General features: G+C 39.9%; 8 protein-coding genes. 6 read left to right on the top strand and 2 right to left on the bottom strand.

Annotated elements, in window-relative coordinates:
- The 4 genes from AB7U21_RS09565 to AB7U21_RS09550 form a co-directional block, all read left to right on the top strand.
- Nucleotides 1–547, top strand: a 547-nt coding sequence (locus AB7U21_RS09565) for a DUF2284 domain-containing protein (protein ID WP_428388611.1), incomplete at its 5' end; no start/stop codon positions are given.
- 14 nt (nucleotides 548–561) lie between these two features.
- The gene (locus AB7U21_RS09560) at nucleotides 562–1,272 is read left to right on the top strand and encodes a hypothetical protein (RefSeq protein WP_333788085.1); all 711 of its coding nucleotides are present in this window, start codon (nucleotides 562–564) and stop codon (nucleotides 1,270–1,272) included.
- Between the two features lie 348 nt (nucleotides 1,273–1,620).
- Nucleotides 1,621–1,824 carry a TRAM domain-containing protein gene (locus AB7U21_RS09555; protein ID WP_015324575.1) on the top strand — a complete coding sequence of 68 codons (204 nt, stop codon included), beginning with the start codon at nucleotides 1,621–1,623 and terminating at the stop codon, nucleotides 1,822–1,824.
- A 106-nt stretch (nucleotides 1,825–1,930) separates the two neighbouring features.
- Nucleotides 1,931–3,055, top strand: a complete 1,125-nt coding sequence (locus AB7U21_RS09550) for a DEAD/DEAH box helicase (RefSeq protein ID WP_428388608.1) — start codon at nucleotides 1,931–1,933, stop codon at nucleotides 3,053–3,055.
- A gap of 94 nt (nucleotides 3,056–3,149) precedes the next feature.
- Here the strand turns inward: AB7U21_RS09550 and AB7U21_RS09545 are convergent, their stop codons facing one another.
- Complete coding sequence (locus tag AB7U21_RS09545; RefSeq protein WP_333788087.1) at nucleotides 3,150–4,211, bottom strand: hypothetical protein; 1,062 nt, start codon at nucleotides 4,209–4,211, stop codon at nucleotides 3,150–3,152.
- 863 nt (nucleotides 4,212–5,074) lie between these two features.
- On the opposite strand from AB7U21_RS09545, the gene AB7U21_RS09540 reads away from it, so the two are divergent.
- A complete protein-coding gene (locus AB7U21_RS09540) occupies nucleotides 5,075–5,359 on the top strand; it encodes a ferritin family protein (protein WP_333788088.1) in 285 nt (94 codons plus the stop codon).
- 12 nt (nucleotides 5,360–5,371) lie between these two features.
- Entirely contained in the window at nucleotides 5,372–5,644 is a 273-nt protein-coding gene (locus AB7U21_RS09535) for a ferritin family protein (protein ID WP_333788089.1), read from the top strand.
- Between the two features lie 123 nt (nucleotides 5,645–5,767).
- On the opposite strand, the gene AB7U21_RS09530 is transcribed toward AB7U21_RS09535, so the two are convergent.
- The coding region (locus AB7U21_RS09530) for an alpha/beta fold hydrolase (RefSeq protein ID WP_428388602.1) at nucleotides 5,768–6,308 on the bottom strand (541 nt) is incomplete at its 5' end.

Raw genomic sequence — 6,308 nt, 5'->3', positions numbered from 1 at the left:
GGGTATGCCCATGAATGAAAAGCAGGAAATGATCATTAGAAGAGCTCTGGAACTCGGATTAAGAGCATACCCTTTTAAAACAGCGGGTATACCTGTGGAAAACAGGGCACGTATAAAGTGTGAATATGGGTGCAGAGGTTATGGTAAACGCTTAAGCTGTCCTCCCCATATTATGGATATCGATGAGTTCAGAAAGATCCTTCATGAATACGATAATGCCCTGCTGCTGATCGAAGAGCATGATATGTCCCATGAACCCGATATTTTCAGGGCCTGGTCTTTTTTGCGCAGGGGATCTTTCCATAAAATGCTGGAGCTGGAATACCTTGCCTTCAGGGAAGGTTTTACCTATGCTCAGTTGCTGCGGCCGGGCGCATGCAATGAGTGTGATGTGTGTGCCGAAAAATGCAGAAAGCCGGAATTGCGCAGGTTCCCTCCGGAAGCTGTTGGTATCAACGTCGGAAAGATCATGGACACAGTAGCTGAAACTTTTGTTTTTTGTGATCCTTCTGACATTAAGTGTGTTGGTATTCTGCTCATTGAATAAGGATATCCGGAGAAATGAACTCAAAGGAAGCTCTCAAAAAGGAAAAGTCGGCTGTCTCTAATAGATATGTACTGATGGGAGACAAAGAAACAGGTCCGGAGAAAAAAGAACACTATTACAGACTGGCTCTTGAAGTGGAACCGAAAAACGTATCTGCTCTCAATAAAATGGGCCTTTTATCCTATCAGAACGGAAAGCTCCGGGAAGCTATCAGGTTCTTCGATGCTGTGATCGGCTCCGGGAAAGTTCAGAACCTGTATCCGATCTATTTTAATAAGAGCATGGTTCTGAAAGAATTGAAGGAATACGAAGCTGCACTTAATTATATTACTAAAGCTTTGACCTTTGATCCCAAAAACCCGCAGGCTGAAGTAATGAAGAAAGAGCTTCAGGATATAGTTGATGAAAAATACAGACGGCAGGCTGAAAGAGAGAAGCAGGCTGCATATAGTGATCTTAAAAAAGAGAAGATATACAGTTCCTGGGACCCTCCCACTATATCCATACTTGCGAACATGATGTATTACAAGGATTGGCATCTATACAAACATCGCAGGAACTTTGAGATCACCGAGAAACAAAAGGAAAAGATAACTTCCAAGCTTGCAAGTAAGGAATTCTGTTGCGAAAAATGTAATTTTTACAGGAACGATACGTGCAAAAAGAAAAAAAATATACAGGTAGATACGAAAGCTATCTGCAAAGCTTTTCAGCCTGGGAATTAATTGATTTACACATTTCAGCCTATGAAGTCAAAGATAGCAATATCCCGGAAGACTGCCGCAAGGAATTGCTTTTGAAACCATCTTATCCCTGTATATTGTTAACCCCATAGGCTTGATCCATCCGGCCGCAGGCAGTAGTATTTGAACTCCCTGCTGAACGCCGGTTCTTCCTCCTGACTATACCAACAATTATATATAGTATCAACTCAAGTTAGCATTGCTTTAAGATATAACTGTTCAGATAACGTATTGGCCTTAAATAGTGTTACTTTTTCGTATATGCTGTTTTTCCGTTATGTTTTCATTATAGTTGGGTTTCTTAAGCTTTAACATAAGGACGTGAATTATATGTTCGGAAATGAACCAACTGCCCCAGTGGATGCTGGAAAGGAATATGAAGTAAAGATCGAGGACATCGCAAGAGAAGGAGACGGCATTGCAAGAGTAAGCGGTTTTGTAATATTCGTGCCAGGTACTTCCGTAGGCGATGAAGTGACCATAAAGGTCACAAAGGTCATGCGCAAGTTCGCATTTGCTGAAGTCAGCAACTAAATCTGATTTTTCTTGGTATGACAGGCAGAACAATGGCCTGTCAGCTTTCTTATTATTCTGGATCATTAAAAACGCAATTGTGTGGTCAGCACACAGGAACTTTACTATGGAAAAAATTACATTTAATGACTTGCATTTATCTGCAGATATCAAAAAAGCGATCGAATATATGGGTTTTGTAAAACCTACACCTATTCAGGCACAGGCTATTCCTTATATCCTTGAAGGAAAGGATGTGATAGGACAGGCTGAAACAGGTACAGGAAAGACCGCAGCATTTGGAATACCTGCACTTGAACTAGTGGATATGACACAAAAGAAAGTACAGATGCTCATACTTTGTCCCACACGAGAGCTTGCAAATCAGGTTGCTGAAGAGATGAACAAGCTTTCAAGATACAGAGAGATCAAGATATGTGCTATATTTGGAGGACAGTCCATAGAAAGGCAAATGAAGATCCTGAAAAAAGGTGTTCATATTGTCGTTGGTACACCCGGAAGAATAATGGACCATCTTGAGCGCAATACGCTGAAACTTGATACTGTAAAAATGGTTGTGCTGGATGAAGCCGATAAGATGTTAGATATGGGATTCAGAGAAGACATTGAACTTATTCTTGAAAAAGCTAATGATAAGAGGCAAACGATTCTCTTTTCCGCGACCATGCCTAAACCCATTATTAAACTAACGACCAGATATCAGCGGGAACCATTGTTGATAAAGACCCAGCCGAAAAATGTTAATGTTTCCCAGATCGAACAATTCTATCTTGAAACTAAGGGCAGGCCCAAGCACGAGATGCTGTGCAGGGTAATTGATAGTTATGATATGAAATCATCTCTGATCTTCTGCAACACTAAAAAAGGTGTGGATGAACTGGTAGTCACTCTCAGAAGAAGAGGATATCTGGTTGATGGATTACATGGTGACATGAGACAGAAGCAAAGGGACGATGTAATGTCCAGCTTCAAGAATGGGGAGATCGAAACTCTTGTGGCTACGGATGTGGCTTCCAGGGGAATAGATGTAAAGAACATCGAAGCTGTGTTCAATTACGATATTCCGCAGGATACTGAATCCTATATTCACAGGATAGGCAGGACCGGAAGGGCCGGTAAAGAAGGGCGGGCCTTTACGTTTGCGGCCGGCAGGGAAATATACAGGATCAAGAACATACAAAAACATACCAACACTGTGATCCGCTGCAAAGAACTGCCTTCTGCTGCATAAAGCATCTAACAGTTATTGGTATTGAAATATCCCTTGTTGTGTATATCAAGGGATATTATAGTTCTTTTTAAGTTTGTAAAATGTGTAAAAGCATTTATAAAAGCTGTTCCACAACAGCCATGACAATTTCAAGGGCTATCAGGACTATAACTATCCATTCCAGGAAGTTGGAGTGCTGAATGCGGACCTCTTCTGAAAGCATGGAATAATTGTCCCTTATCACTTCGATCTTGTGGCTGACGCTTTCACTCCACTGGCTGCTTCGCAGCATTTTCAGTACTGATGCGTAGACCCTGGCATAGTAAATGTCCTCTGTGACCTTTATAAGGTTGTTTACCTTTTCTGTAACTTCAGATATCTCTGCATTGTTCTGCATAAGTTGTGTCATTATCAATCTATATTGATGCCTTCTTCTAAACGGAGGAAGCTTATCGGCAAGCACGATGTCGTCGTACATTTTCCCCATCTGGCGGCTCAGTTCCCGATCGTAGTAACGCAATTCGAATACCTGCACATTCGCAAATTCGATGAGATCGAAAAGATCGGAGGGACTGTCTGGATTACAAAGAAGGGCTGAGTCCCATGAGAATATGACAAGGTCTTCTTTGGTATAACTCTGTGTACCTTTGAGGATCTCTTCTCTCATCTGAGGAGAAAAGTTCCTTTTTTCCCCTGCAAGCAGGGGCAATGGATCTATAGATTCGTCCATCCAGTCCATGAGATATATGGTATAGTCTTCAAAGAAATCCGGGTTCAACGCAAAGCCTCTTATGTGAGGTTTGAGTATGTCCGTGAGCGTTCTAAGGTGTAAAAGGAATAGATCCGAAAGTCCTTCCTGTTCTGTAAAAAGCAGCGCAGTTTCTTCCAGGAGAGTAAAATCAGATTCAGGTCTTTCAAAAACTAAACAGAGACTTATTGCCCCTATATCAAAGATGCGGGCAAATACTGTGAACTCAAAGGTACTGCCCACCTTTTCCACAGTGGAGCGACCCATCCTTATCAAAAGAGGAGGTACATCCATTATAATTGACTTTGGCTTTACACGCCGGAAACTTGTCCTGGCAATAAGGAAACTTTCCGAGAGTTCCTTTTCCAGCCAGTCCAGATCTATTTCCAGTCCTATATCATAGATCCTGTAAAACCGAAGTGCTATCAATGGCCTTTATCTCCTGCAGGGAGCATTAAATTAATTATATGAGTTCATTTGTTACTTCCTATAATATGTTATCCATATAGATACAGGCATCGGTTAGAACGGGAAAAGAGTAATATTTTTTATTTAAATCTTGCAATAACAAAGCAGTGACTGCCAGATCTTTCTGCTGCTTTGACAGTATATTTGTAATATTAAATATATGTGATCATTTATTATTAGCGCATTCATTTAATATTTAATGTAGAAGTGATTAAATACAAGAAGGTCATATTTTTGTTTGCATTCCGTAATTGCTGCAATGCGGAAACAGAACCTCCTACGGAGCATGCACCAATAATGCACGAGAAAACAAAAAAACAAAGGATGAAATTGGGGACTCCAGTTCAGGGTGATATATAGGATCATCTGTGCCCTGAACTGGATACAACTATAAGCAGAAGGAAAAGGGCTGAAGCACCGTATTCTGTTCGGTTATACTTGCTGTGATCCATCGCATGATTTTTAACAGCTTCCTTATATTATCAGACCCGAAACCAATACAAGGGCAACGATCATGAGCAAATAAGTGGCCAAAACAACAGCCACCCTTTTCACCCGATTTTTACTTTGCATACCTACCACAATTAAAACCACTATACATACGTATATAAGTCTTTCCTATTTTGCTTGAAAGATCCATTATGTAAAAGCGGTAGTTGATATCTTTGTATTAGATCCGGATACAGCTCTTTTGCTAATTATTTAGACAAGCATGCTTCTTTTTCATTTAATTCTGCGTAATCAATAAATAGTGTAAAAAACACTCATTTATTTTGAGTGGGAAAAGAGCTACTTCATAGCGTAGCAGGCGGTGATCTTTGATAATGTTATCCAGAATACCAATCGTATTGGACAAAGTAGAACAAAAAGACCTGAATAAAGAGATCCTCAGAGCTGCTATTATTGCTGAAATGGACGCTATCAGCCTGTACGAGCAAATGGCAGACCTGACAGATAATGATGAAGTAAGAAGAGTACTGCTGGATGTGGCAAAAGAAGAGAAGACACATGTTGGAGAGTTCCAAGCATTGCTCCTTGAGCAAGATGAAGAGCAGATGAAAGAACTGGAAGCTGGCAAAATGGAAGTTGATGAAGAACTTCAAAAATAAGGAGGAAGATCATTGTTTTCAAAAGCACCAATAAACTTTGAAAGGAGCAGTAAGGAAGATATTGATAAAGAGATCCTGAGAAGCGCCATGATAGCCGAACTTGATGCTATAAACCTTTACGAAGAAATGGCTGCTCTTACGGATGATGAGAAACTCAGAAAGATCTTGCTTGACGTTGCCAACGAAGAGAAGATACATGTGGCCATGTTCGAGACTGTGCTTATGGAAGTGGACAGAGAGTATCTAAGAGTGATGGCAAAATATGCATTGGCGAGAAACAGATGAGAGAGTGGTGCATGATATTCTGAAGAACATTGTAGGAAACATAGACAGATGGAAGTATCCAACTTCCATATTTATCTTGAGATCCTATAGTACAAACAGTGTAAAAATACACGCACATAAATATTACGCCGAATTCAGATATTTAAAAACGACCTTGTTAAACATATCATGCTGTTCAATAGAGCACACATGCCCGCAATTAACAATTATTTCCACCTGAGAATTGCGTATTTTCTTACTGTATTTTAAAGTGTCCTTTAAAAAAAGATAGTCTTCATTTCCTGAAACATACAGAACTTTAATGCTATCATTTAATTCATTTAGCCAGCTTAAACTTTTTGTTGTTTGCGGAACAATATCCAGCCATTTACAAAACTCGTCATAACCTAATTTCTTCGCTTCATTCACAAAGATAGCCCGTGATCTCCTATGGTTCTTTTTAGGCATTATGATATAAGCAAAAAATCTATAAAGGACCATGTAATTGATGATCCTTTTAAAAGTTATTGCCAGGAAAAGCAAAAACCTTGTTTTCAAATTGAATTTGAGGATTCCCCCACCCATGATCAATGAATGGACTTTTTCCGGATATAGTACGGCAAATCGTAAGCATATTAATGAACTAAAGGAAAAGCCCAGAAAGTGAGCTTGTTCAATTTTATAG

The organism is Methanomethylovorans sp. (genome assembly GCF_050177135.1).
In the GTDB taxonomy this organism is placed as follows: Archaea; Halobacteriota; Methanosarcinia; order Methanosarcinales; family Methanosarcinaceae; genus Methanomethylovorans.
This window is presented reverse-complemented; position numbering and strand designations above follow the sequence as displayed.

Bases quoted from the DNA above. Each gene is read 5' to 3' on its own strand.
- AB7U21_RS09555 (WP_015324575.1), top strand. From the start codon at position 1,621: ATGTTCGGAAATGAACCAACTGCCCCAGTGGATGCTGGAAAGGAATAT.
- AB7U21_RS09550 (WP_428388608.1), top strand. From the start codon at position 1,931: ATGGAAAAAATTACATTTAATGACTTGCATTTATCTGCAGATATCAAA.
- AB7U21_RS09560 (WP_333788085.1), top strand. From the start codon at position 562: ATGAACTCAAAGGAAGCTCTCAAAAAGGAAAAGTCGGCTGTCTCTAAT.
- AB7U21_RS09540 (WP_333788088.1), top strand. From the start codon at position 5,075: ATGTTATCCAGAATACCAATCGTATTGGACAAAGTAGAACAAAAAGAC.